Origin of the sequence: Microbacterium bandirmense (assembly GCF_037204185.1) — a bacterium.
GTDB classification, from domain to species: domain Bacteria; phylum Actinomycetota; class Actinomycetes; order Actinomycetales; family Microbacteriaceae; genus Microbacterium; species Microbacterium bandirmense.
Genome location: NZ_JBBDGM010000001.1, coordinates 175,883 through 198,749 on the forward strand (window position 1 = coordinate 175,883; position 22,867 = coordinate 198,749).

A 22,867-nucleotide genomic window follows, 5' to 3' on the forward strand; every position below is an offset into this window, starting at 1 on the left:
CACCCCGTGATAGTGCCGAGACCCCGTGCTGCAGACGCCTGCAGCACGGGGTCTCGGCAGCACGTCGGGGTCTCGGCGAAAGCTGTGCAGAAGCAGTTGCAAAGAAGTGGTTGCAAAGGGGTGCTTGCAAAGAAAGCTTTGCAAGGGTATCTTTGCATGCATGGAGAACGAACAGGGCCGCACGCTCGAACCAGGAGCACTGAAGGCGCTGGCGCACCCGTTGCGGGTGCGGATCTATGATCTGCTCAGCGAGCGCGGCCCGCAGACCGCGAGCACCCTCGCCGCTCTGATCGGCGAGACCTCCGGCGCCACGAGCTACCATCTGCGGGCACTGGCCGCCCAGGACCTCATCCGCGAGGTGCCAGGACGCGGCACCGGGCGGGAGCGGTGGTGGGAGCGCCCGAAGGGCCGCGTCAATCTGCCGGGGCCGGCAGACGCCATGACACCCTCGAGCAGGGCTGCGGCGCAGATCGTCACATCGGATTTCCTCCGGCTGCGCCATCAGACGCTGATGGACTACATCAACCGCCCGGAGTCCGAGCAGCCTGAGGGCTGGAAGGACGCCGGCCTCGTCATGACGACGATGCTCGACATCACGGCCGAGCAGATGGCCGACCTGCAGCGCGAGCTCAGTGCGGTGGTCGACGCCGCGATCGAGCGCTACCAGGGGCAGGAGACACTGCCCGGCACCCGGCGCGTCACACTGCGCGCCGAGGTCTTCGACCTTCCCGTGGCGAACAGCCGCAGCACCATGGATCAGGAGTGATCATGACCGCAGCAGCACTGCAGATCGCAGCCCCCACCCGTCTCGAGCGCGGGCTGAAGGCCCTCGCGCACCGACTCGATCGCTACGTCGAGAGCCGCATCGCCGCTCGTGCCGAACGCCGAGAGATCGCGCTCGACCTGCTGCGCGAGCAGCAGGCACGTCGGCACGACCCCCGAGCCCTCGACGTCGCGCTGCTGTCGATCGGCTCACGGCCGCGTCCCTGACGCGCCGAGGTCAGTCCTGGAAGGGACGGGCGATGACCTCACCGGATGCCGTCAGCAGCACCTCCCAGCCGGCATCGAGCTCGGCGATCGGGCGGCCCTCCAGCCAGGTGAGCGTCCAATGGCCCTGCAGGCCGCGGGCCTCGACCTCGGCGATCGCGGGGCGCAGCTCGGCCGGCACGGATGCCGGCGGCTGCGACCCCGTCGCCCAGCGGGTGCCGAGCTGCATCACGCCTCCACCGGCGCGAGCACGATGTCCGTGACGGTCAGCTCGTCAGCATCCGAGAACGACAGCTCGGCGATCCGACCCACGGCGCGCAGGTCGTCGGCGGCCGCCTGGAGCGCCTGGACCTTCGCCGCCGGAGCCGCGATGGTCGCCGAGTCGACCGGCGTCTTCTGCGAGGCCTTCGCCTCGGTCTTCGCCCGGCGGATGCCGATCAGCGCCTCGCTCGCCGCGGCGAGCACCGCGGTGTCACCCTCGATGCCCAGCGGAGCCGGCCACTCGGACGTGTGGATCGAACCCTGCTCGAACCACGACCACGCCTCTTCAGTCGCGAACGACACGATCGGAGCGAGCAGGCGCAGCAGGGTCGACAGCGCCAGGCGCAGTGCGAGGGCGGCGGATGCCTGGCCCACGTCGGTCTGATCGTAGGCGCGCTCCTTGACCAGCTCGAGGTAGTCGTCGCAGAACGTCCAGAAGAACGCCTCGGTCACCTCGAGCGCCTTGGCCTGGTCGTAGTTCTCGAACGCCTTGGTCGCCTCGCGCACGACGTCGTCGAGAGCGGTCAGCATCGAGGCATCGAGCGCGTGGGTCACCTGCGCGCCCTCGGGCACGGGGAACGAGAGCACGAACTTCGCGGCGTTGAGGATCTTGATCGCCAGACGACGACCGATCTTCACCTGCGTCGGGTTCTGCGGATCGAAGGCGGCGTCCATGCCGAGGCGGCTCGAGGCAGACCAGTAGCGCACCGCATCGGAGCCGTGCTTGTCGAGGATGTCGGCCGGGGTGACCACATTGCCCTTCGACTTCGACATCTTCTTGCGGTCGGGGTCGACGATGAAGCCGCTGATCGCGGCGTTCCGCCACGGCGATCGCTGGTCTTCGAGGGTGGAGCGCAGCATGGTCGAGAACAGCCAGGTGCGGATGATGTCCTGCCCCTGCGGGCGCAGGTCGAACGGCGCGACCAGGTTCCACAGCTCTTCGTCGCGCTGCCAGCCGCCGGCCAGCTGCGGGGTGAGTGAGGAGGTCGCCCAGGTGTCGAAGATGTCCTGCTCGGCGTCGAAACCGCCGGGCACGCCGCGCTGGTCCTCGGTGTAGCCGGCGGGCACGTCGCTGGTGGGATCGATCGGCAGCAGGTCGTGCGCGGGCGTGATCACGCGGTCGTAGTCGCGCTCGCCGTTCTCATCGAGCCCGTACCAGACGGGGATCGGCACGCCGAAGAAGCGCTGACGCGACACCAGCCAATCGCCGGTGAGTCCGCCCACCCAGTTCTCGTAGCGCACGCGCATGAAGTCGGGGTGCCAGGCGAGTTCCTTGCCGTTCTCGATGAGCTTGTCGCGCAGCTCGGCGTCGCGGGCGCCGTTGCGGACGTACCACTGCCGCGTCGAGACGATCTCGAGCGGACGGTCGCCCTTCTCGAAGAACTTCACGGCGTGGTTGAACGGCTTGCCGACGGCGGTCATGTCGCCGGTGGCCTGCAGCTGCTCGACGATCGCCTTGCGGGCGCTGAACACGGTCTTGCCGGCCATGCTCTCGGCGTACCAGTCGCGGGCTTCGGAACTCGCCACGGTCGATGGCGCCTCGGGCAGGAAGCGGCCGTCCAGGCCGATCGTGGTCATGTTCGGCAGCGAGTCGCCGGCGGTGGTGCGCAGCTCGCGCCACCACACGATGTCGGTCACGTCACCGAAGGTGCAGACCATCGCTGCGCCGGTGCCCTTGTCAGCGAGGGCGAGGTGGTGACCGTGGATCTCGATCTCGGCGCCGAAGAACGGCGTGCGCACCTTCGTGCCGATGAGGTGCTTGTGCGGACCCTCGGGGTGCGTCACGATCGCGATGCACGCCGGCAGCAGCTCGGGGCGGGTGGTGTCGACCGCGATCGACCCGGAGCCGTCCGCGAACGGGAACTCGATGGTGTGATAGGCGGCCTGCTGCTCGCGATCCTCGAGCTCGGCCTGGGCGATCGCCGAGCGGAAGTCGATGTCCCACAGCGTCGGGGCGAGCGACTGGTACGCCTCGCCGCGCTCGAGGTTGCGCAGGAACGCGAGCTGGCTCTGCCGGATCGTGTCGTCGGAGATGGTGCGGTAGGTCTGGGTCCAGTCCACGCTCAGCCCGAGCTGGCGGAACAGCGCCTCGAACTGCTTCTCGTCCTCGACGGTGAGCTTCTCACAGAGCTCGATGAAGTTGCGCCGGCTGATGGGCAGCTGGTCGGCCGCGCGCGACGACTTGTTGCTGCCGCCCTCGAACGGGGGAGTGAAGTCGGGGTCGTAGGGCAGCGAGGGGTCGCAGCGCACGCCGTAGTAGTTCTGCACGCGGCGCTCGGTGGGCAGGCCGTTGTCGTCCCAGCCCATCGGGTAGAACACGTTGCTGCCGCGCATGCGCTCGAAGCGCGCCTTGATGTCGGTGTGCGTGTACGAGAACACGTGGCCGATGTGCAGGCTGCCCGACGCCGTCGGCGGAGGAGTGTCGATCGAGTAGACGCCGTCGCGGCCGGATGCCGTCGCGCGCGCCCTGTCGAACAGGAACGTGCCCTGCTCTGACCACCGCTCACCCCACTTCGCTTCGAGGCCTTCGAGTGCGGGCTTGTCGGGAATGCTGGACATGGAGGTCTCCTCGAGCGATGTGTGCGGCACTGTGTGAGCGTGCCTGAGTGTGGGTTGTCGGCCCAGTCTACCGGCGCTCGCGCGCGCTCGCTCAGTCGCGCAGTCGGATGCCGAGACCGGCCGCCATCACGGGAGCGAGCAGCTGCACCTGGAAGGGCGACATGGTCACGCCGCGCAGGCTGTTCACGTCGAGGAAGGCCTCGGCATCGAGCCCCCGCAGGTCGACGTGCGTCGCGCGCATGCCGCGCGGATCGACCTCGCCCGCTCGGCTGCCCTCGACGCGGACCCTGGTCAGTTCGGCATGCGGCACGTCGAGGCTGCGCAGGGTGCAGCCGATGATCAGCGCGTCTTCGGTGCGGGCGGCCCCGAAGGTGAGGTAGTCGATGCGCACGTCGGCGAGTTCCAGTTCGGAGATGCGCGCACTGCTGAGGTCGAGCGTGCCGATCCGGCCGCCGGCGATCCTGAGGCGTCGCACGGTGGCATCCCGCATCGTCAGCGCAGCCACGCGAGGCGCGACGATCTCGACATCCATCAGCGTCGATCCGGTGAGGTCGACGGACTCGGCGTCGGCGACGAGCCGGCACTGCTCGAGCGATGAATGCGCCAGATCGACGTCGCCGCGCAGCGCGACCTCTGCGGCCAGCAGATCGGTCGCGCGTGACGGAGTGCCCGTGCCGAGGGTGTCCGGCAGATCGGGCGGGGAGACGCGAGGGGTGATGAGCGAGTCCGAGGTGCGAGCCATGCATTGGAGCCTATGCCGGGCATCCGACGCCGAAGACTCCCAGGTGTCTCCCAGACTTGCTAGCGTGGGGGCCACGGTGACGACGACGTCACCGCAGGAAAGGAAGAACTCCCCATGTCCCCTGTACTCCTGATGTTCATCGGGCTGGCCATCTTCGCAGCCGGGTACATCTTCTATTCCCGATACCTGTCCAGACGCGTGTTCAAACTCGATCCCGCGTTCAAGACGCCCGCTCACGAACTGAACGACGGCGTGGACTACGTGCCCACCAACAAATTCATCCTGTGGGGGCACCACTTCACCTCGGTGGCGGGCGCCGCGCCCATCGTCGGGCCGGCGATCGCCGTGATCTGGGGCTGGGTGCCCGCATTCCTCTGGGTCACGATCGGCACGGTGTTCTTCGCCGGCATGCACGACCTGGGTGCGCTGTGGGCCTCCAACCGCAACAAGGGCCGCTCGATCGGCGCACTGTCGGAGCGCTACATCGGCAAGCGGGGCGCCAGCCTGTTCCTCGTGGTCATCTTCCTGCTGCTGCTGATGGTGATCGCGGCGTTCGCAGTGGTCATCAAGAACCTGCTGATCTCCACCCCGAGCGCGGTCATCCCCACGTGGGGTGCGATCGTCGTGGCACTGCTCGTCGGCGTCGCCGTCTACCGGCTGCGCTGGCCGCTGCTGTGGGTCACGATCGTCGGCGTGATCGCCCTGTATTCGCTGATCGTCCTCGGCGACCAGGTTCCCGTCGTGCTGCCCGACGACTTCCTGGGCATGGGTCCGGCGACGTTCTGGATCCTCGCGCTGTTCATCTACGGCGCGATCGCCTCATTGCTGCCGGTCTGGGTACTGCTGCAGCCGCGCGACTACATCAACGGCGTGCAGCTGTTCATCGGACTGATCCTGCTGTTCGGCTCGGTGCTGACCGCGACGCTGTTCTCGGCGGACGGGCTCGAGATCGTGGCTCCCGCGATCAACACGGCCGTGCCCGAAGGCACACCCAGCATGGTGCCGCTGCTGTTCGTGACCATCGCCTGCGGTGCGATCTCGGGCTTCCACGGCATGGTGTCGTCGGGCACCAGCTCCAAGCAGCTCGACAAGGAGCCCGACGCCCGGTTCGTCGGCTACTTCGGCGCGGTGGGCGAGGGACTGCTCTCGCTCGGCACGATCCTCGCCGTCATCGCGGGCTTCCGCACCGTGGCCGAATGGGACGAGGTCTACAGCGCATTCGGTGCGGGTGGCGTGACGGCGTTCGTGCAGGGCGGTGGAGCGATCATGGAGGCCGGCATCGGCCTGCCTGCCTCGCTCAGCGCGACGGTGCTCGCCACCATGGCGGTGCTGTTCGCGGCGACCACGATGGACACCGGCATGCGCCTGCTGCGCTTCGTCGTGCAGGAGATCGGCGACTCGTTCAAGGTGCGCATCACCAAGTTCCCGGCGACGATCATCGTCGTGGTCGTGGGACTCGGCCTCACCTTCTCGCAGGGACTCGGCGGCGATGGGGGCCTGCGCATCTGGCCGCTGTTCGGCACGACGAACCAGCTGATGGCGTCGCTGACCCTGTCGATCATCGCGGTGATGCTGATCCGCAAGCGGCGCAACCCGCTGCCGGCGATGATCCCGCTGGTGGTCGTGTTCGTGCTGTCGTTCTGGGCGGCCATCGAGCAGCTCGCCTCGTTCGCCGACCCGGCGAACGCCGATTGGCTGCTGTTCGCCCTGGATGTCATCATCATCGCGTCCAGTGTGTGGGTCGCGGTCGAGGCGATCATCGCCATGCGCAGGGCGGCGACCGCGCCGCCCGAGCATGAGAACGAGGATGCCGAGCTGCAGGCGGTCCGCGAAGAGGTCTGACCAGTGCTCGATGCAGAGGCGGTCCAGCGGCTGAGGAGCCGCTGGACCGCCATCCGGGAGGGGCTCGCGGAGTACTACGCGGGCCCCTACCGGCAGACCCTGGCCCGCGAGCGGCGCGATGAGGACGACCTGTTCGCGCTCATCGTGCTGGGCGAGGCGCTCGGGGTGCCCGACCCTGCGGCGTACTACAGCGCCGAGCTGATGCCGCTGCTGGCCACCGATTTCCACGACTGGCATCGCCGCATGGGCATGCCCCGATCCCCTCTGGACCACGTCACATGCTGTTAGACGCTCTCCGCCGCCGGATGCTGTTCGTCGGCGGAAAGGGGGGTGTGGGCAAGACCTCACTGGCATCCGCCCTCGCCCTCGCCCGTGCCCGTGCGGGCGAGCGGGTGCTGGTGGTCTCGACGGACCCCGCCCACAATCTCGGCCACCTCTGGCGCCGCGAGGTCGGCGATCGGCCGGCGCGGCTCGCCGAATTCGGCGATGGCGGCGGGTTGGACGGCGTGCTGGACGGCGTCGAGATCGATCCGGCTGCGACGATCGAGCGGCACCTCGCCGCGGTCGAGCAGACGATGCTGCGGCTGCTGCCCGAACGGCAGCATGCCCCGGCCCGTGCGCACCTCGAGCGGGCGCGCGATGCGCCGGGCAGCCACGAATCCGCGGTGCTCGAGCGCATCGCGGAACTCGCGGAGGTCGGGCAGGCCGAGTACGACGCGGTCATCTTCGACACCGCGCCCTCGGGGCACACCCTGCGCCTGCTCGCGCTGCCAGGGCAGCTGGCCGGCTGGACCGACACCCTGCTGCGCAACCGCGACCGCTCTGAGCGCTTCTCCGCGGCGATGCGCGGGCTCACCGGGCGCAGTGACCCGCAAGCCGACGCACAGGCCGACCTGCGACGCACGCTACAGCGGCGCAGGGAGCGTTTCGATGCTCTGCAGCAGGCGATCTCCGACTCGCAGCGGACGGGTTTCGTCGTGGTGCTGACCGCCGAGGCGCTTCCGGTCGCCGAGACCCTCGAGGTCGTCGACAGCCTGCGCGCCATGCACGTCGAGGTGGCGGCGCTGATCGCCAATCGACGCTCGCCCGCCGACGCCGGCGAGCTGCTGCGCGAGCGGCGGGTCGCCGAGGATGCGCAGCTGGGACGGGTGCGGGCGCATGCGCCGGGAGTCGACCTGGTGGAGATCCCTCTGGTGGCGGGTGAGCTCACCGGGGCGGAGGCTCTGGGCCGGCTGGCTGACCTGCTGGATACGGCGGCCATCGTGCGCTAGATTGCTAGCATGCCGTCACACGAGGCGAAAGTGCAGTTCAATGTGTACCTGCCGCAGGGTCTGGTGCGTGAGGTGAAGCACCGGGCGATCGATGAGGAATCCAGCCTGTCCGCGATGGTCGAGCGCGCCCTGCGCGAGTACCTCGAGAGAAGCGCATCATGAGCGTCGCCGCGAGGGTCACCGTGCAGCAGATCGTCTATGCGCGGCACCCGCAGCGCTGGCACGCGCTCGCCGACGCGTTGGGGATGGCGGCACCGTACCCGCCGGACGAGGACTGGGCGGAGTTCGACGGCGGGGGAGTGCTCGCCGTGCACACCGAGACCGGCGATCACGGCGACGGCACCACCGACCTGCACCTGCTGGTGGACGACCTCGACGCCGCTGAGCGCGCGCTCGCCGGGTACGAGACGACTCGCATGCACATGGACGGCATCGGCGACATGCTGATCGTGCGGGCCGGCTCCGGGGTGACGGTGAGCGTGTCGACCGGCGCCCGCACGACGCACGGCGCCGTTAGCGTACAGCCGATCTGGTTCCAGGACGACATCTCCGAGGCGCGCAGCATCCTCGAAGCGCTCGGCCTGCGCGCCGGCATCGCCGCCGACCGCGGCGGCTGGGTCGAGATGCACGCCGATGGCGGCGGTTCCGTCGGCATCCACTCCGCCTCCGGCCGCAGCGACGGCACCGGCGAGGGGATCGGGCTGAGCCTGCTCGCGACAGGGGATCTCGACGCGCTCGCCGCGTCGCTGTCGGATGCCGGCTTCACAGCATCCGTCGTCGACGAGGCCTGGGCGCGGACGATCCGCGTCGCCCACCCGCAGGTCTGGATCAACGGCACCCAGGACGACCTGCACGGCTACCACCGGGAGGACTGACCGCGCGGCGTGCGGCAGTGGCGTGCGTCGCGACGTGCGGGTGTACACCTCGCGCGGGAATGTGCGCTTCGCGCGGACGGATGCCCGGAATCCATCCGCGGCAGGAGTACAAATCCGCGCGGAGCGTACGCGACAGCGGATCGGGGAGCGGATGCTGCCGCGCGCGCGACCACGTAGACTGGTGCGATCAGCTGTGATCCGGCCATCACCGGGGAGCTCTCGGAAGAACCCTCCGCCTCGGCGGGGCAACTAGAACCGAGCGGGGCAGGCCCGTCATCGCCGCAGTGAGAGTGGCCCTCCGTGAGGCGGGCAGGTGAGGTGGTACCGCGGTCCGCGCGTCAGCACGGGTCGTCCTCGCAGCAGCATCCGACACGATCCCTGCGAGACGACATGACCTACCCACGCCCTTCGACAAGCTCAGGGACCCGGAGTTCCTTCGGTCCCGCCGCCGTCACTCCGAGCCCGCGGTTCCCCGAGATCGAGCGCGAGGTGCTCGACTTCTGGAACGACGACGACACCTTCCGCGCGTCGATCTCGCAGCGTGACGGTGCCGACGAGTGGGTCTTCTACGACGGCCCTCCGTTCGCCAACGGGCTGCCGCACTACGGCCACCTGCTCACCGGCTATGCCAAGGACGTCTTCCCGCGCTTCCAGACGATGATCGGCAAGAAGGTCGATCGCGTGTTCGGCTGGGACACGCACGGACTGCCCGCCGAGCTCGAGGCGATGAAGCAGCTCGGCATCACCGAGAAGAGCGAGATCGAGGCCATGGGCATCGACGTCTTCAACGCGAAGGCGCGCGACTCGGTGCTGACCTACACGCGCGAATGGCAGGACTACGTCACCCGTCAGGCCCGCTGGGTCGACTTCGAGCGCGGGTACAAGACGCTCGACCTCGGCTACATGGAGAGCGTGCTGTGGGCGTTCAAGACCCTGTACGACAAGGGCCTCGCCTACGAGGGCTACCGGGTGCTGCCGTACTGCTGGCGTGATGAGACCCCGCTGTCGGCGCACGAGCTGCGCATGGACGACGACGTCTACCAGGACCGTCAGGACCCCTCGGTCACGGTGACCTTCCCGCTCACCGGCGCCAAGGCCGAGTCGCTGGGACTCACGGCCGTGCGGGCACTTGCCTGGACGACCACGCCGTGGACCCTGCCCACCAACCTCGCGCTCGCCGTCGGACCCGACATCGAGTACGTGGTGCTGCCCGCCGGCCCGAGTGGCGCGGCCGACATCGTGCCGGGCGACGACATCGCCGAGAGCGCCGCGCACCGCTACCTGCTTGCGCGCGACCTCGTCGGCGGCTACGCCAAGGACCTCGGCTACGAATCGGCCGACGACGCGCTCGCCGCGGTCTCGCAGACGCTGCGCGGGGCCGAGCTCGCGGACGTGACCTACGACCGTCTGTTTGACTACTACGCAGATGCCGAGACCTGGGGTACCGAGCGCGCCTGGCGCATCCTCGTCGACGACTACGTGACCACCACCGACGGCACCGGCATCGTGCACCAGGCGCCGGCCTACGGTGAGGACGACCAGCGGGTCGTCGGCGCCGCGGGCATCCCGACGATCATCTCGCTCGACGACGGCGGACGCTTCCTCTCACACGTCACCGACGTCGCCGGCACGCTGTGGATGGAGGCGAATACGCCGCTGGTGCGGTTGCTGCGCGCGGAGGGTCGGATGCTGCGCGAGCAGAGCTACGTGCACTCGTACCCGCATTGCTGGCGCTGCCGGAACCCCCTGATCTACAAGGCGGTGTCGAGCTGGTTCATCCGGGTCACCGACATCAAGGACAAGATGCTCGCGAACAACGAGCAGATCACCTGGGTGCCCGAGAACGTCAAGCACGGGCAGTTCGGCAAGTGGCTCGAGGGCGCTCGCGACTGGTCGATCAGCCGCAACCGGTACTGGGGCTCGCCGATCCCGGTGTGGAAGAGCGATGACCCGGAGTACCCGCGCGTCGACGCGTACGGTTCGCTCGAGGAGCTCGAGCGCGACTTCGGCACGCTGCCGCGCAACGCCGCAGGCGAGGTCGACCTGCACCGTCCGTACATCGATGACCTGACGCGACCGAACCCCGACGACCCGACAGGCAAGAGCACCATGCGCCGCATCGAGGACGTCTTCGATGTGTGGTTCGACTCGGGCTCGATGCCCTACGCGCAGGTGCACTACCCGTTCGAGAACCAGGAGTGGTTCGACTCGCACGCCCCCGCCGACTTCATCGTGGAGTACATCGGTCAGACGCGCGGCTGGTTCTACGTGATGCACGTCCTCTCGACCGCGCTGTTCGACCGCCCGGCGTTCACCGGCGTCAGCTGTCACGGCATCGTGCTTGGCTCGGACGGCTACAAGATGTCGAAGTCGCTGCGCAACTACCCGGACGTCAGCGAGGTGCTCGATCGGGATGGATCGGATGCCATGCGCTGGTTCCTCATGTCGAGCTCGGTGCTGCGCGGCGGCAACCTGGCCGTGACCGAGGAGGGCATCCGCGCCGGGGTGCGGGAGTTCCTGCTGCCGCTGTGGAACTCGTGGTACTTCTTCGCGACCTACTCGAATGCTTCCGGCGACGGCGGCTACCAGGCGAAGTGGCGTACCGATTCCACCGACGTGCTCGACAGGTACATCCTGGCCCGCCTCGGCGACCTCGTCCGCGAGGTGCGCGCCGACCTCGAGGGGCTCGACTCGACGACGGCATCCGCGGGCCTGCGCGATTTCGCCGAGGTGCTCACCAACTGGTACATCCGTCGGTCGCGCGACCGGTTCTGGGAGGGCGTCGACCCGTCGACCGGTGCGGGCGCTGACGCGTTCGACACGCTCTACACCGTGCTCGAGACCCTCACCCGGGTCGCGGCACCACTCGTCCCGCTGATCAGCGAGCGCATCTGGCAGGGCCTGACGGGCGGGCGCAGCGTGCACCTGACCGACTGGCCGGACGTCGACGCGTTCCCCTCTGCCGACGACGTGCGCGGGGCGATGGATGCCGTGCGCGAGCTCTCGAGCGTGGGCAACGCGCTGCGCAAGAAGGAGAAGCTGCGGGTGCGCCTGCCGCTGGCTCGTCTCACCGTGGTGTCGCCGCTCGCGGCGGACCTCGCGCAGTTCGAGGGCATCCTGCGCGAGGAGCTGAACGTGAAGACGGTCGAGCTGGTGCAGCTGACCGACACGACGGCGGTCGAGTACGGCATCAGCCACCGGCTCAGCGTCAACGCCCGCGCCGCGGGCCCGCGTCTGGGCAAGGAGGTGCAGAAGGTCATCCGCGCCGCCAAGGAAGGCTTCTGGACCGAACAGGACGGCGTGGTGACTGCTGACGGCATCGTGCTGGAGCCGCACGAGTACGACCTGGTGCTCGAGACCTCGGGCCGTCCCGAGGGCGAGGCGCTCGCGCTCGTCCCGAACGGCGGATTCGTGCTGCTCGACACCACCACCACACCGGAACTGGAGGCAGAGGGCATCGCCCGCGACGCGATCCGGGTCGTGCAGGAGGCGCGCAAGAACGCGGGTCTGGATGTGAGCGACCGGATCGTGCTCGCCCTCAACGCGGGTGCCGCAGAAGCCGCCGCGCTTGAGCAGCACGCGGCGCTCATCGCGGAGGAGACCCTCGCCGTCGGCTTCGCCGTGCAATCGACCGAGAACATCGACGCGGTCGTCGACGAGGTGCGAAGCCCCGGCGACGGCGTGTTCGTCTCGGGCGCACACGCGCTCGGCGCGAGCAAGGCCGCCGTCATCGTGACCATCGACGCCACCGATGCGAAGGGGATCAGCTCATGAGGGACACCGAGCGCGCGGACGCGGTCTACGACAAGCTGCTGGAGCGGGCGGGGGAGCGCTGGGTGCAGCCGCGCAAGGAGCGGGTCGCCCGCATCCTCATGCTGCTCGACGACCCGCAGCGCACCTACCGGGTCGTGCACATCACCGGCACCAACGGCAAGACCTCGACGGCCCGGATGATCGAGAGCCTGCTGCGCGCACATGGGCTGCGCACCGGCCTGTTCACCAGTCCGCATCTGAAGCGCTTCACCGAGCGGATCATGATCGACGGCGAGCCCATCGACGATGCCGCCGTCGCTGACGCGTGGGATGAGATCGAGCCGTTCATCGGCATCGTCGACGCCGAGCTGGAGGCCGGGGGCGAGGAGCCGCTGACCTTCTTCGAGCTGCTGACCGTTCTCGCGTTCGTGGCGGCCTCCGACGCACCGGTCGACGTTCTCGTGCTCGAGGTCGGGATGGGCGGGTCCTGGGACTCGACCAACACGGCCGACGGCGACGTCGCGGTGTTCACGCCGATCGACATGGACCACGCCGATCGGCTGGGGGAGACCCTGGTCGAGATCGCCGAGGTCAAAGCCGGCATCATCAAGGACGGCGCGGACGTCGTCTCGGCCGAGCAGCAGACCGAGGTCGCCGAGGTGCTGCGCCGCGTCGCCGCTGAGAAGGGCGCGAGCATCGCCTTCGAGGGCGAGGGCTTCGGTCTCGCCGCGCAGAAGCTCGCCGTCGGCGGTCAGCAGCTGACCATCAAGGGTCTCGCCGGCGAGTACGTCGACGAGTACCTGCCGCAGTACGGCGCGCACCAGGGACACAACGCCGCCCTCGCGGTCGCGGCGGTCGAGTCGCTGATCGGGGCGGCCGAGCGTGCGATCCCCGCAGACATCCTCACCGACGGTCTGCAGGGCGCCACCTCGCCGGGGCGCCTGCAGCTGGTCGGCATCGCGCCGACCGTGGTGGTGGATGCTGCGCACAACCCGCACGGCGCCGCCGCGCTCGCGCGCTCGCTCGATGACAGCTTCGACTTCGACGAGTGGGCGCTCGTGATCGGTGTCTTCACCGACAAGGATGCGGCCGGAATCGTCGACGCGCTGCTGCCCGCGGTCACGGAGGTCTTCACGACGGCGCCGGACTCCGCGCGCGCGCAGGACGCGGACGCCATCGCCGACCTCGTGGAGGAGCGGGGGCGCCGCGCCAGCGTGCATCCGACCCTCGCCGAGGCCGCCGACGCCGCGCGCGAGTGGGCGGCGTCCGCCGACCGTCGCGCCGTGGTGATCGCCGGATCGATCGTGCTCGCCGGCGAGGCGCTGCTGATGTCCGAGGATGAGGACTGGAAGTCGGGGTGGCGCGCATGAGCGGCCGCGCCGCGCGACCGCCGCGCACCCTCGTGCAGAAGCTCGGTGCCATCGTGCTCGGTTCCGAGGCGATCGTCGTCGTGCTCGCCGGGCTGACGGTCTTCGGGCTGCGCGCCGTGCCGGTTGGTCTGCCCCAGTGGTGGGGCATCGTCGGCGGGCTGATCGTCGCGGTCGCGCTGATCGTGGTCGCCGGAGCCATCACGCGGCCATGGGCGATCGCCGCCGGATGGACTCTGCAGCTGGTGATCGCGCTGGCGGGGTTCATCGTGCCGGCCATCCTCATCGTCGCGCTGATTTTCGGCGGCATGTGGGGATATGCGACGATCGGTGGGGCCCGAATCGACCGAAACGGTGCGGCGGGCTCGCCGGCAGAAACTCACACAGAGAGCGAATGACATGGCCACTGAAGAAACCCTCGTCCTCGTCAAGCCCGACGGCGTCGCCCGCGGCCTGACGGGAGAGATCCTCGCCCGCATCGAGGCGAAGGGCTACGCGCTCGTCGACCTGCGGCTCGTCGAGCCCGACCGCGACCGCCTTGCGGCGCACTACGCCGAGCACGAGGGCAAGCCGTTCTATGAGCCGCTCCTCGAGTTCATGATGTCGGGCCCGTCGGTGGCGATCCGCCTCGCCGGCAACCGCGTCATCGAGGGTTTCCGCTCGCTCGCCGGCACGACCGACCCGACCTCGGCGGCGCCCGGCACGATCCGCGGCGACCTCGGGCGCGACTGGGGCCTGGCGGTGCAGCAGAACCTCGTGCACGGCTCGGACAGCCCCGAGTCGGCGGCACGCGAGCTCAGCATCTGGTTCTGACCCAGAGCTGACAGAGAAGAGGGGACGTCCTGCAGGACGTCCCCTCTTCTCTGTTGTGCGGGTCAGCTCAGAACAGCATCCCGGCGACCTCGCCGAGCAGGTCGAGGCCCGCCAGCTGTGCCATCGCGACGACGATCGCGTAGGCGACGATCGTCATCAGCGGCACCCAGGCCATCAGCCGGCCTGCACTCTGTCGCACCCGCGACGAGGTCGTCAGCGTGCCATTGCGCAGAAGGTGCACCACCGTTGCGATGAAGGTCGGAATGGTGACCGCCCAGGTGGCCATGCACCACGGGCAGAGCACCGAGAGGCTGTAGATGCTCTGGAAGATCAGCCAGCAGACGAACACGAACGCGCCGGTGATTCCGACGCCGAACAGCGCCCAGAACCAGCGGGGGAAGCGAACACCGGCGACGACGGCCACCCCCATCACCAGCACCGCCATCCAGCCGGTGAGGCCGAGGATCGGGTTCGAGAAGCCGAACACCTCGCCCTGCCAGGAGCCGAGATTCTTGTCGCACTGCAGCATCACACTGACATAGCAGCTCGTCTGCTCGCCCGGATTCTCGAGCAGGAAGATCTTCTCGAGCGTGAGCTGGAAGGCCGCCCACCACCCCAGGACGGCCGCGACGATGAGCCATATTCCGTAACCGAGATACCGTGGACGCTGCGTGGTCATGCGGCGATTATCCCAGCGGCTCCTATGGGTGCGCCATGCGTCCGGTGCGGCGCATGCCGGGCGTGTCGGCGAGCGGATGCCGCGGGTGCGCCCGCGAGGTGCGATAATGACTGGAGAAGACGTCGCGAGCAGTCGCGACCGAATCGACAAGACTTCGGGGCCGCATGCCCCACGCGGTCCAGCCACCGTGCGGATCGCAAGCCGATTGAGTTCGCGGCGCAGTTCGCCGCACGAGTTTTCGCGGAGCACGCAGTGCCCGCGCAGGGAGCAAGCCAGAGATGGCCGACGAGAACCATGACACCAACACCCCCACTCCCGACACGACGCCGGTTCAGCCGGTAGTCGAGGGCGCTGTCGCGCCCGGCGCGGGAGGATCGGATGCCGTCGCAGAGACGGTCACGGACGTGAGCGGCGCCGAGACCCTGAGCGGCGCCGAGACATCGGCAGCGCCCGCGGCAGCCGCCGAGGCTGAGCAGCCCGCCGAGCCGGAGACGCCCGCCGAGCCGGAGACGCCCGCCGAGGCGGAGGCACCGGTCGCCGCGGACAAGCCGGTCGAGGCCGAGAAGCCCGCTGAGGCTCCCGCCGTGCCGGAGGAGCCGCAGCCGGTGACCGCGGTGAGCCTCGGTCTGCTTCCCGAGGTCTTCGTGTCGAAGGTCTCCACGCAGCTGCACTTCCACGCACCCGAGATCACCGTGCTGCCGGCCCGCTCGGACGACGATGACGAGGACGACAGGCCGGGTTCCCGCCGCGGTCGCCGACGTCGCGGTTCGGACGGCGACGAGGGTCGCGACGAACCGCGCCAGCGTCAGCGCGCGGTCGAGTACATCACCGAGCCGAAGGCCATCAAGGGCTCGACCCGCCTCGAGGCCAAGAAGCAGCGCCGTCGTGACGGACGCGATGCCGGTCGTCGCCGTGCAGTCGTCACCGAGGCGGAGTTCCTCGCCCGACGCGAGTCCGTCGACCGCATGATGGTCGTCCGCGCCAAGAACGGGCGCACCCAGATCGGCGTCCTCGAGGACGACGTGCTGGTCGAGCACTACGTCGCGCGCAACCAGGACGCCTCGCTGATCGGCAATGTCTACCTCGGTCGCGTGCAGAACGTGCTGCCCAGCATGGAGGCCGCCTTCGTCGACATCGGCCGTGGCCGCAACGCCGTGCTGTACTCGGGCGAGGTCGACTGGGAGGGCGTCTCGACCGGCAATCAGCCCCGTCGCATCGAGCTCGCGCTCAAGCCCGGTGACCGTGTGCTGGTGCAGGTCACGAAAGACCCGGTCGGCCACAAGGGCGCCCGCCTGACGAGCCAGATCTCGCTGCCCGGTCGCTACCTCGTGTACGTGCCCGGCGGTTCGATGAACGGCATCTCGCGCAAGCTGCCCGACAACGAGCGCGCGCGCCTCAAGCGCATCCTCAAGGAGGTGCTGCCCGAGTCCAGCGGCGTGATCGTGCGCACCGCAGCAGAGGGAGCGACCGAAGAGCAGCTCACCCGCGACGTGCAGCGTCTCACCTCGCAGTGGGAGCACATCCAGAAGCAGGTCGCATCGCAGCAGGCCCCGGCGCTGCTGCACGCAGAGCCCGATCTGCTGGTCAAGATCGTGCGCGACGTCTTCAACGAGGACTTCACGCGCATGACCATCCAGGGCGATGACGCGCACCGCACCATCCGCGCCTACCTCGAGAGCGTCGCCCCCGACCTGCTGGAGCGCGTCGAGACGTACACCGACGATGTCGATCCGTTCGATGCGCACCGCATCACCGAGCAGATCGAGAAGGCGCTCGACCGCAAGGTCTGGCTGCCCTCGGGCGGTTCGCTCGTGATCGACCGCACCGAGGCGATGACCGTCGTCGACGTCAACACGGGCAAGTTCGTCGGCTCCGGCGGAAACCTCGAGGAGACCGTCACCAAGAACAACCTCGAGGCCGCTGAGGAGATCGTCCGTCAGCTGCGCCTGCGCGACATCGGCGGCATCATCGTCGTCGACTTCATCGACATGGTGCTCGAGTCCAACCGCGATCTTGTGCTGCGCCGCCTGGTCGAGTGCCTGAGCCGTGACCGCACGAAGCACCAGGTCGCCGAGGTCACCTCACTCGGCCTCGTGCAGATGACCCGCAAGAAGCTGGGTCTGGGTCTGCTGGAGACCTTCAGCGAGCCGTGCGACGTCTGCGCCGGTCGCGGCGTGATCGTGCACCACGATCCCGTGGTCAAGCACCGCGGTGGCGGTTCGAACGGCGGCCAGGGACGCCGCTCGCGCGGCGGCGCGTCGTCGCCGCAGCAGTCGAGCAGTTCCTCTTCGCAGCCGGCGATTACGAACGGCGGCACCCACAGCATCACCGAGGGCGCCAAGTCGGCCCTCGCGGCGATCGCGGCGTCGACGATCGTGCCGGTGGCCGAGGCCCCTGCTGAAGAGTCGCAGCCCGCAGCCGCGGAGACCCCTGCGGCCGAGCGGCCGAAGAAGTCGCGCAAGAAGCGCAGCAGCGAGCGCAAGGGCCCCCGCAGTGAGGCTGAGCAGCTGCTGGACTCGGTGCTCGACGCCCTGCCCGAGCCGAAGGCACCGGGACAGGGGCGCAACCGCCGCCGCGTCACGACCGCCATGCTGACCCCGAACACCTCGGGCGATGCTGCGAGCTCGTCGGACTCAGCGCCGGTCGCGGGCTCGGACTCGCAGTCCTGAGGCGATCAGCCGCCGGGTGAGCTCCTTGCCGCCGACGTGCTGCGCACCGGCTGCCGTCAGTCGCGGCACGGCGTCTCCTGGGACGTCGTAGTGGTCGCGATCGAAGGCGCGCGGGGGGATGCCCTGTGCCGCGGCGAACGCGTGGAGCTCGGCCAGGTTCTCGTCGCTGACCAGGTGAGCCCAGAGGCGGCCGTGCGCCGGCCACACGGGATCGTCGACGAGTATGGTCATACGGTGAGCTTAGGGCGACGACACGGCGCCCGGCCCACTTTGCGGCATCGGTCGGCATCCGGTAAAGTTGTCCTTTGGTGCGAGGCCCCTGCCCGCTGACGGCGGTCGCAGGAGAAGTCTTGCGTCTGCACGCGTCGCACAGGCGGTGTACGCAAGCAACAGTCTTCCCGTGAGATTCTCGGAGCGACCCGCTCCCCAACGAAACAGGTATGAAGTGGTTTACGCAGTAGTGCGCGCCGGTGGACGGCAGGAGAAGGTCGAGGTCGGCACGATCGTTCAGCTCGACCGTGTTCAGGCTTCCCAGGGCGAGAAGATCGAGCTTCCCGCCGTGCTTCTCGTCGACGGCTCCACGGTGACCACCGACGCAGACAAGCTGGCGAAGGTCAAGGTCACGGCTGAGGTCCTCGGCGACCTCCGTGGCCCGAAGATCGTCATCCAGAAGTACAAGAACAAGACCGGCTACAAGAAGCGTCAGGGCCACCGCCAGGAGCTCACGCGCGTCAAGATCACCGGCATCAAGTAAGCACGGAAGAGGCTCAGACATGGCACATAAGAAGGGCGCGAGCTCGACCCGCAACGGTCGTGACTCCAATGCACAGCGACTCGGCGTGAAGCGCTTCGGCGGTCAGACCGTCAACGCCGGCGAGATCCTCGTCCGTCAGCGCGGCACCCACTTCCACCCCGGCGCCGGCGTCGGCCGTGGCGGCGACGACACCCTGTTCGCTCTCGAGTCGGGCGCTGTCGAGTTCGGCACGAAGGGCGGCCGCAAGGTCGTCAACATCGTCGCTGCCGCTCAGTAGGCTTCGACAAACTCAGCCACCGATTCGGTGGCCTGCAGACGGGGCGGGCTTCGGCTCGCCCCGTCTGCGTATCCGCCCCTCGTGGGCGTCAGCCCCCACAGGAGGAGCAGCGAAATGGTCACCTTCGTCGACACCGTCACCCTGCATCTGCGTGCCGGCAAGGGCGGCAACGGCTGCGTCTCCGTGCGCCGTGAGAAGTTCAAGCCGCTCGGCGGCCCCGACGGCGGCAACGGCGGCGACGGCGGCGACGTCGTGCTGGTCGGCGACCCGCAGGTGACCACGCTGCTGTCCTACCACCATTCGCCGCACCGCAACGGCGGCAACGGCGGCTTCGGCATGGGCGACCTGCGCGCCGGCGCCGCCGGTGAGACGCTCGAGCTGCCGGTGCCGCTGGGCACGGTGGTGAAGTCGGTCGGCGGCGACGTGCTGCACGACATGATCACCCCCGGTGAGCGGTTCGTGGTGGCTGCCGGCGGTCGCGGCGGGCTGGGCAATGCCGCCCTGGCCTCGCCCAAGCGCAAGGCCCCGGGATTCGCCCTGCTGGGCACGCCCGGCTACGAGGGCTCGGTGGTGCTCGAGCTGAAGACCGTCGCCGACGTGGCGCTCGTGGGCTACCCGTCGGCGGGCAAGTCGAGTCTGATCGCGGCGATGTCCGCCGCGCGGCCGAAGATCGCCGACTACCCGTTCACGACGCTGCACCCCAATCTCGGCGTCGTGCAGGCCGGCGACAGCCGCTACACGGTCGCCGACGTGCCCGGACTCATCGAGGGCGCCAGCGAGGGCAAGGGCCTGGGGCTCGAGTTCCTGCGCCACGTCGAGCGCTGCAGCGCCCTGCTGCACGTGCTCGACTGCGCGACGCTCGAGCCGGGGCGCGACCCGCTGTCCGACCTCGACGTCATCCTGGCCGAGCTCGCCGCCTACGAGGTTCCCGAGGGACAGACGCCGCTGCTGGAGCGCCCGCAGCTGGTCGCGCTGAACAAGATCGATGTGCCGGAGGCCCGCGACCTCGCCGAGATGGTCCGTCCCGACATCGAGGCGCGCGGCTTCCGCGTGTTCGAGATCTCGACGGTCTCGCACGAGGGACTGCGTCCGCTGAGCTTCGCGCTGGGAGAGCTGGTCGACGCGCACCGCGCGGCGACGGCCGTCGAGGTTCCCGCCGAGCGCGTCGTGATCCGCCCGAAGGGCGCACAGGCGCAGTTCGAGATCAAGGTCGAGGGCGGCACCTACGGCAACATCTACCGCGTGCTCGGCGAGAAGCCGGTGCGCTGGGTGCAGCAGACCGACTTCCAGAACGAGGAGGCGGTCGGCTACCTCGGCGATCGTCTCGAGCGGCTCGGTGTCGAGGACGCGCTGTTCAAGGCCGGCGCGACCCCCGGGTCCACGGTCGTCATCGGCACGGGTGACAACAGCGTGGTGTTCGACTGGGAGCCGTCGATCGCGTCGACCGCCGAGCTGGTCGGTTCGCCGCGCGGCACCGACATCCGCGTCGGCGGCAGCGCCCGACGCACCACCAACGAGCGGCGTGAGCAGTACCACGAGCGAATGGATGCCAAGGCTGCCGCCCGCGATGAGCTCGAGGCCCAGCGTCGGGCCTCCCGCGAGGGTGAGGAATGACGGCGCAGACCCGCGCGGACCTCGCGTCCGCGACGCGCATCGTCGTCAAGGTCGGATCCTCCTCGATCAGCGGTGAGGCCTCCTGGCGGATCCCGATGATCGTCCAGGCGCTCTCGGCCGCGCACCGTCGCGGTGCGGAGGTGATCCTCGTCTCGTCGGGGGCGATCGCCACGGGCATCCCGTTTCTCGCGCTGGAAGCGCGGCCGACCGATCTGGCGACCCAGCAGGCCGCCGCGGCGGTGGGGCAGAACGTGCTCGTCTTCCGCTATCAGGAGGCCCTGCGCCCGTTCGGCATCGTCGCGGGGCAGGTGCTGCTGACCACGGGCGACCTCGAGAACGCGACCTCGCGCAGCAACGCCCGTCGTGCGATGGACCGACTGCTCTCGCTGCGGATCCTGCCGATCGTCAACGAGAACGACACCGTGGCGACCCAGGAGATCCGCTTCGGCGACAACGACCGCCTCGCGGCGCTGGTCGCGCAGCTGGTGGGCGCCGATGCGCTGGTGCTGCTCAGCGACGTCGAGTCGCTGTACACGAAGCCCCCCACGGATCCAGCAGCACGGCCGATCGACGTGATCGGCGCGGATTCCGACCTGGCGGGGCTCGAGTTCGGTGCATCCGTCGTCAACAGCGTCGGCACCGGGGGAGCGGCGACCAAGGTGTCGGCGGCCCGCATGGCGGCCGGCTCGGGGATCGGCGTGCTGGTCACCAGCGCAGACCTGGTCGGCAAGGCGCTCGAGGGCTCGCCGGTGGGCACCTGGTTCGAACCGACGACACAGGGCTGATCACCGCACGGTCATACGGCCCCGGCTGGCCGGCCGCCTGGATACACTGACCGGATGAGCACTTCCATCGCCACCGAGGCACCCGTCGACAGCGGTGTCGACACCCCCGTCGACACCGTGCAGGATCGCCTGTCGCGCGCCAAGACGGCATCGCGGGCGGTCGCACGGCTCACCAGTGACGACAAGCACCGCGCGCTGGAGGCGATCGCCGCGGCCATCGAGACGGGAGCCGAGCGCATCGTCGCAGCCAACGCCCTCGATATCGATCGCGGACGCACTGACGGCATCGGCGACGCGCTGATCGACCGGCTGCGACTGGACGATCGCAGAGTGGCATCCCTCGCAGCCGCCGTGCGCGAGGTCGCGACTCTGCCCGACCCCGTCGGGCAGGTCGTCGGTGGGCATCGGATGCCGAACGGCGTCGCCCTCGAACAGGTGCGCGTGCCGTTCGGCGTGGTCGGGGCGATCTACGAGGCGCGTCCCAACGTCACGGTCGACATCGCCGCCCTCGCACTGCGCTCAGGCAACGCGGTGGTGCTGCGCGGCGGCAGTGCCGCTCGGGAATCCAATACGGTGCTCGTGCAGATCATGCGGGATGCGCTGGACGACGCGGGCGTCGACCCCGAGGCGATCCAGACCGTCGACGACTTCGGACGGGACGGGGCCAGGGCGCTGATGCACGGCCGCGGATTCGTCGACGTGCTGGTGCCGCGCGGCAGCGCCGCGCTGATCGAGACGGTGGTGACCGAGTCCACGGTTCCGGTGATCGAGACCGGTGCAGGCGTCGTGCACATCGTGCTCGACGAGTCGGCGCCGATGGACTGGGCGCGCGACATCGTGGTGAATGCGAAGGTGCAGCGCCCGAGTGTGTGCAACGCGGTTGAGACAGTGCTGGTGCTGCGCCAGGCCGCGCCGCAGCTGATCCCGGTCGTCGCGAGCGCCCTGCAGAGCGAGGGAGTGGCCATCCATGGCGACGACATGGTTCAGGGACTCGTCACTCAGGTCATCCCCGCCACTGAGGAGGACTGGGAGGCCGAGTACCTCAGCCTCGACATCGCGATCAAGGTGGTCGACACGCTGGATGATGCGCTGGATCACATCCGTCGCTACAGCACGGGGCACACCGAGTCGATCATCACGACCGATGCCCTCAACGCCGAGCGATTCCTGGCCGAGGTGGACTCGGCCGTCGTGATGGTCAATGCCTCCACGCGGTTCACCGACGGCGCGGAGTTCGGCTTCGGTGCCGAGGTCGGCATCTCGACGCAGAAGCTGCACGCCCGCGGACCGATGGGCCTGGCCGAGCTCACCAGCACGAAATGGCTGGCGCGCGGGTCGGGCCAGACGCGCGGCTGAGGACTAGACTGGACAGGCGTTCGCTTGTCAGGTCAGAAACGGAGTCAGGATGAACCTCGTCGCACAGATCGCGATGGCTGCAGCCGAGACGGAGCAACACGGCAACGTGGCGGCCGAAACCTTCATCTACGGTGTGCTCGCCGCGCTCGTCTTCGCGGCGATGGCCGTCGTCGGCCTGTCGTACCGTCACGTCGCGAACCGCCACTCGGCCAAGGCCGAGGCCTACGCAGAGAAGCACGGTAAGGGCGGCCACGGCCACTAGG

Annotated in this window: 23 protein-coding genes; 18 read left to right on the forward strand and 5 right to left on the reverse strand. The window is 69.2% G+C overall.

Features of this window, described 5'->3' with window-relative positions; all coding sequences use genetic code 11:
• Window positions 1–160 precede the first annotated feature (160 nt).
• Complete coding sequence (locus tag WDU99_RS00840) at window positions 161–766, forward strand: ArsR/SmtB family transcription factor (protein ID WP_337330540.1); 606 nt, start codon at window positions 161–163, stop codon at window positions 764–766.
• Window positions 767–768: 2 nt separating this feature from the next.
• Window positions 769–990, forward strand: a complete 222-nt coding sequence (locus WDU99_RS00845; protein WP_337330541.1) for a hypothetical protein — start codon at window positions 769–771, stop codon at window positions 988–990.
• Window positions 991–1,000: 10 nt separating this feature from the next.
• Here WDU99_RS00845 and WDU99_RS00850 read toward each other — a convergent pair whose 3' ends face one another.
• The 3 genes from WDU99_RS00850 to WDU99_RS00860 all read right to left on the reverse strand — a co-directional run bounded on the left by WDU99_RS00850 (window position 1,001) and on the right by WDU99_RS00860 (window position 4,549).
• Window positions 1,001–1,216: a hypothetical protein gene (locus tag WDU99_RS00850; protein WP_337330542.1), complete on the reverse strand. Its 216-nt coding sequence runs from the start codon at window positions 1,214–1,216 to the stop codon at window positions 1,001–1,003.
• Complete coding sequence (gene valS, locus WDU99_RS00855; RefSeq protein WP_337330543.1) at window positions 1,216–3,807, reverse strand: valine--tRNA ligase; 2,592 nt, start codon at window positions 3,805–3,807, stop codon at window positions 1,216–1,218. The genes WDU99_RS00850 and valS overlap by 1 nt, the downstream gene beginning before the upstream one ends.
• 91 nt (window positions 3,808–3,898) lie before the next feature.
• The gene (locus WDU99_RS00860) at window positions 3,899–4,549 is read right to left on the reverse strand and encodes a pentapeptide repeat-containing protein (protein WP_337330544.1); all 651 of its coding nucleotides are present in this window, start codon (window positions 4,547–4,549) and stop codon (window positions 3,899–3,901) included.
• A gap of 114 nt (window positions 4,550–4,663) precedes the next feature.
• Between WDU99_RS00860 and WDU99_RS00865 the strand changes: the two genes are divergently transcribed.
• The 9 genes from WDU99_RS00865 to ndk all read left to right on the forward strand — a co-directional run bounded on the left by WDU99_RS00865 (window position 4,664) and on the right by ndk (window position 14,470).
• A complete protein-coding gene (locus tag WDU99_RS00865; RefSeq protein WP_337330545.1) occupies window positions 4,664–6,391 on the forward strand; it encodes a carbon starvation CstA family protein in 1,728 nt (575 codons plus the stop codon).
• A gap of 3 nt (window positions 6,392–6,394) precedes the next feature.
• Complete coding sequence (locus WDU99_RS00870) at window positions 6,395–6,679, forward strand: cory-CC-star protein (RefSeq protein ID WP_337330546.1); 285 nt, start codon at window positions 6,395–6,397, stop codon at window positions 6,677–6,679.
• Window positions 6,670–7,662 (forward strand): ArsA family ATPase, encoded by a 993-nt coding sequence (locus WDU99_RS00875; protein WP_337330547.1) that lies wholly within the window; start codon window positions 6,670–6,672, stop codon window positions 7,660–7,662. The genes WDU99_RS00870 and WDU99_RS00875 overlap by 10 nt, the downstream gene beginning before the upstream one ends.
• Before the next feature lie 9 nt (window positions 7,663–7,671).
• Complete coding sequence (locus WDU99_RS00880) at window positions 7,672–7,824, forward strand: ribbon-helix-helix domain-containing protein (RefSeq protein ID WP_337330548.1); 153 nt, start codon at window positions 7,672–7,674, stop codon at window positions 7,822–7,824.
• Window positions 7,821–8,537 (forward strand): hypothetical protein, encoded by a 717-nt coding sequence (locus WDU99_RS00885; RefSeq protein ID WP_337330549.1) that lies wholly within the window; start codon window positions 7,821–7,823, stop codon window positions 8,535–8,537. The genes WDU99_RS00880 and WDU99_RS00885 overlap by 4 nt, the downstream gene beginning before the upstream one ends.
• Window positions 8,538–8,927: 390 nt before the next feature.
• A complete protein-coding gene (gene ileS, locus WDU99_RS00890; RefSeq protein WP_337330550.1) occupies window positions 8,928–12,311 on the forward strand; it encodes an isoleucine--tRNA ligase in 3,384 nt (1,127 codons plus the stop codon).
• Complete coding sequence (locus tag WDU99_RS00895) at window positions 12,308–13,660, forward strand: bifunctional folylpolyglutamate synthase/dihydrofolate synthase (RefSeq protein ID WP_337330551.1); 1,353 nt, start codon at window positions 12,308–12,310, stop codon at window positions 13,658–13,660. Before ileS ends, WDU99_RS00895 begins: the two co-directional genes overlap by 4 nt.
• The gene (locus WDU99_RS00900; RefSeq protein WP_337330552.1) at window positions 13,657–14,055 is read left to right on the forward strand and encodes a DUF4233 domain-containing protein; all 399 of its coding nucleotides are present in this window, start codon (window positions 13,657–13,659) and stop codon (window positions 14,053–14,055) included. The genes WDU99_RS00895 and WDU99_RS00900 overlap by 4 nt, the downstream gene beginning before the upstream one ends.
• Window position 14,056: 1 nt before the next feature.
• Window positions 14,057–14,470 (forward strand): nucleoside-diphosphate kinase, encoded by a 414-nt coding sequence (gene ndk, locus WDU99_RS00905; RefSeq protein ID WP_337330553.1) that lies wholly within the window; start codon window positions 14,057–14,059, stop codon window positions 14,468–14,470.
• 67 nt (window positions 14,471–14,537) lie between these two features.
• Here ndk and WDU99_RS00910 read toward each other — a convergent pair whose 3' ends face one another.
• Window positions 14,538–15,149, reverse strand: a complete 612-nt coding sequence (locus WDU99_RS00910) for a vitamin K epoxide reductase family protein (protein WP_337330554.1) — start codon at window positions 15,147–15,149, stop codon at window positions 14,538–14,540.
• A 278-nt stretch (window positions 15,150–15,427) separates the two neighbouring features.
• Here WDU99_RS00910 and WDU99_RS00915 point away from each other — a divergent pair, with 278 nt between their 5' ends.
• Complete coding sequence (locus WDU99_RS00915; RefSeq protein ID WP_337330555.1) at window positions 15,428–17,818, forward strand: Rne/Rng family ribonuclease; 2,391 nt, start codon at window positions 15,428–15,430, stop codon at window positions 17,816–17,818.
• On the opposite strand, the gene WDU99_RS00920 is transcribed toward WDU99_RS00915, so the two are convergent.
• Window positions 17,783–18,049, reverse strand: a complete 267-nt coding sequence (locus WDU99_RS00920; RefSeq protein ID WP_337330556.1) for a DUF4031 domain-containing protein — start codon at window positions 18,047–18,049, stop codon at window positions 17,783–17,785. The two genes, WDU99_RS00915 and WDU99_RS00920, sit on opposite strands and share 36 nt — an antisense overlap.
• Before the next feature lie 214 nt (window positions 18,050–18,263).
• On the opposite strand from WDU99_RS00920, the gene rplU reads away from it, so the two are divergent.
• The 6 genes from rplU (at window position 18,264) to WDU99_RS00950 (ending at window position 22,866) form a co-directional block, all read left to right on the forward strand.
• The gene (rplU, locus tag WDU99_RS00925) at window positions 18,264–18,572 is read left to right on the forward strand and encodes a 50S ribosomal protein L21 (RefSeq protein ID WP_337330557.1); all 309 of its coding nucleotides are present in this window, start codon (window positions 18,264–18,266) and stop codon (window positions 18,570–18,572) included.
• Between the two features lie 19 nt (window positions 18,573–18,591).
• Window positions 18,592–18,849: a 50S ribosomal protein L27 gene (gene rpmA / locus WDU99_RS00930; protein ID WP_179410600.1), complete on the forward strand. Its 258-nt coding sequence runs from the start codon at window positions 18,592–18,594 to the stop codon at window positions 18,847–18,849.
• Between the two features lie 114 nt (window positions 18,850–18,963).
• Window positions 18,964–20,463 carry a GTPase ObgE gene (gene obgE, locus WDU99_RS00935; RefSeq protein WP_337330558.1) on the forward strand — a complete coding sequence of 500 codons (1,500 nt, stop codon included), beginning with the start codon at window positions 18,964–18,966 and terminating at the stop codon, window positions 20,461–20,463.
• A complete protein-coding gene (proB, locus tag WDU99_RS00940) occupies window positions 20,460–21,248 on the forward strand; it encodes a glutamate 5-kinase (protein ID WP_337330559.1) in 789 nt (262 codons plus the stop codon). Before obgE ends, proB begins: the two co-directional genes overlap by 4 nt.
• Window positions 21,249–21,302: 54 nt before the next feature.
• Entirely contained in the window at window positions 21,303–22,604 is a 1,302-nt protein-coding gene (locus WDU99_RS00945) for a glutamate-5-semialdehyde dehydrogenase (protein ID WP_337330560.1), read from the forward strand.
• 49 nt (window positions 22,605–22,653) lie between these two features.
• The gene (locus WDU99_RS00950; protein WP_337330561.1) at window positions 22,654–22,866 is read left to right on the forward strand and encodes a hypothetical protein; all 213 of its coding nucleotides are present in this window, start codon (window positions 22,654–22,656) and stop codon (window positions 22,864–22,866) included.
• Window position 22,867: the final 1 nt, after the last annotated feature.

Excerpts from the sequence above, each read along its gene's own strand:
- WDU99_RS00840 (WP_337330540.1), top strand. The coding sequence starts at position 161 with ATGGAGAACGAACAGGGCCGCACGCTCGAACCAGGAGCACTGAAGGCG.
- WDU99_RS00845 (WP_337330541.1), top strand. The coding sequence starts at position 769 with ATGACCGCAGCAGCACTGCAGATCGCAGCCCCCACCCGTCTCGAGCGC.
- WDU99_RS00850 (WP_337330542.1), bottom strand. The coding sequence starts at position 1,216 with ATGCAGCTCGGCACCCGCTGGGCGACGGGGTCGCAGCCGCCGGCATCC.
- valS (WP_337330543.1), bottom strand. The coding sequence starts at position 3,807 with ATGTCCAGCATTCCCGACAAGCCCGCACTCGAAGGCCTCGAAGCGAAG.
- WDU99_RS00860 (WP_337330544.1), bottom strand. The coding sequence starts at position 4,549 with ATGGCTCGCACCTCGGACTCGCTCATCACCCCTCGCGTCTCCCCGCCC.
- WDU99_RS00865 (WP_337330545.1), top strand. The coding sequence starts at position 4,664 with ATGTCCCCTGTACTCCTGATGTTCATCGGGCTGGCCATCTTCGCAGCC.
- WDU99_RS00875 (WP_337330547.1), top strand. The coding sequence starts at position 6,670 with ATGCTGTTAGACGCTCTCCGCCGCCGGATGCTGTTCGTCGGCGGAAAG.
- WDU99_RS00880 (WP_337330548.1), top strand. The coding sequence starts at position 7,672 with ATGCCGTCACACGAGGCGAAAGTGCAGTTCAATGTGTACCTGCCGCAG.
- WDU99_RS00885 (WP_337330549.1), top strand. The coding sequence starts at position 7,821 with ATGAGCGTCGCCGCGAGGGTCACCGTGCAGCAGATCGTCTATGCGCGG.
- ileS (WP_337330550.1), top strand. The coding sequence starts at position 8,928 with ATGACCTACCCACGCCCTTCGACAAGCTCAGGGACCCGGAGTTCCTTC.
- WDU99_RS00895 (WP_337330551.1), top strand. The coding sequence starts at position 12,308 with ATGAGGGACACCGAGCGCGCGGACGCGGTCTACGACAAGCTGCTGGAG.
- WDU99_RS00900 (WP_337330552.1), top strand. The coding sequence starts at position 13,657 with ATGAGCGGCCGCGCCGCGCGACCGCCGCGCACCCTCGTGCAGAAGCTC.
- ndk (WP_337330553.1), top strand. The coding sequence starts at position 14,057 with ATGGCCACTGAAGAAACCCTCGTCCTCGTCAAGCCCGACGGCGTCGCC.
- WDU99_RS00910 (WP_337330554.1), bottom strand. The coding sequence starts at position 15,149 with ATGACCACGCAGCGTCCACGGTATCTCGGTTACGGAATATGGCTCATC.
- WDU99_RS00915 (WP_337330555.1), top strand. The coding sequence starts at position 15,428 with ATGGCCGACGAGAACCATGACACCAACACCCCCACTCCCGACACGACG.
- WDU99_RS00920 (WP_337330556.1), bottom strand. The coding sequence starts at position 18,049 with ATGACCATACTCGTCGACGATCCCGTGTGGCCGGCGCACGGCCGCCTC.
- rpmA (WP_179410600.1), top strand. The coding sequence starts at position 18,592 with ATGGCACATAAGAAGGGCGCGAGCTCGACCCGCAACGGTCGTGACTCC.
- obgE (WP_337330558.1), top strand. The coding sequence starts at position 18,964 with ATGGTCACCTTCGTCGACACCGTCACCCTGCATCTGCGTGCCGGCAAG.
- proB (WP_337330559.1), top strand. The coding sequence starts at position 20,460 with ATGACGGCGCAGACCCGCGCGGACCTCGCGTCCGCGACGCGCATCGTC.
- WDU99_RS00945 (WP_337330560.1), top strand. The coding sequence starts at position 21,303 with ATGAGCACTTCCATCGCCACCGAGGCACCCGTCGACAGCGGTGTCGAC.
- WDU99_RS00950 (WP_337330561.1), top strand. The coding sequence starts at position 22,654 with ATGAACCTCGTCGCACAGATCGCGATGGCTGCAGCCGAGACGGAGCAA.